This window comes from Empedobacter sp. GD03865, assembly GCF_029840775.1.
In the GTDB taxonomy this organism is placed as follows: Bacteria; Bacteroidota; Bacteroidia; order Flavobacteriales; family Weeksellaceae; genus Empedobacter; species Empedobacter falsenii_B.
On the sequence record NZ_JAOCDF010000079.1, the window covers coordinates 1 to 883 of the forward strand.

General features: G+C 34.9%; 1 protein-coding gene. It reads left to right on the forward strand.

Going from position 1 to position 883, the window contains the following annotated elements; genetic code table 11:
• Positions 1-825 (forward strand): IS256 family transposase (locus tag N5D46_RS14715; protein ID WP_280050448.1); only part of this gene is annotated, 825 nt, incomplete at its 5' end.
• Between the last annotated feature and the right edge of the window lie 58 nt (positions 826-883).

Genomic DNA, 883 nt, shown 5'->3' on the forward strand with positions numbered 1-883 from the left:
GTCTACAATTTTGACGTTTCTCAATCCACGATTTCTCGTATAACAGATGCTATCACCTCTGACATTATAGCTTGGCAAAATCGTCCATTAGAACCTGTTTATTTAATCGTTTGGATGGACGGAATTGTTTTTAAGGTTAGAGAAGGTTCCAAAGTAATTAATAAAACCATTTATATCGCAGTAGGCTTAAAACGCGATGGACGCAAAGAAGTTTTAGGATTATGGTTAGGTAAAAATGAGTCATCATCCTTTTGGATGAGTGTTTTAACCGATATGAAGGCTAGAGGAACTGAAGATATCTTGATTACAGCAACCGATAACTTAAATGGTTTTACCGATACCATACGTACCGTTTTTCCTGAATCTAAAACACAAATATGTGTAGTACATCAGATTCGAAATGCTTGTAAATACGTTGTTTGGAAAGATAAGAAACAGTTTACTGCTGATATGAAAGAAATCTACAACGCGCCAACTAAACAGGCTGCTGAAGCTGCTTTAAATGATTTTGCTTCTAAGTGGGAACATAAATATTCTTATGCCATCCAAAGCTGGAAAAACAACTGGGAAGACCTTACGGTTTTCTTTGAATTCCCCGTAGATATTAGGAAAATCATATATACCACCAATCTAATTGAGAATCTAAACGGTAAAATAAGGAAGTACACTAAAAATAAATTATCCTTCCCTACAGATGAAGCTGTTATGAAATCCGTATATTTGGCTGTGAGAGAAGCAACTAAAAAATGGTCTATGCCAGTAAGAAACTGGGGAGTTATTATTGATCAATTTTTAATCCTATATCAAGAAAGGGTTAGACTCTAAAAAGTAGAACCTAACCCAAGCTTAATTTTTGAACTTACACACTTTAAGAGACAGTCCT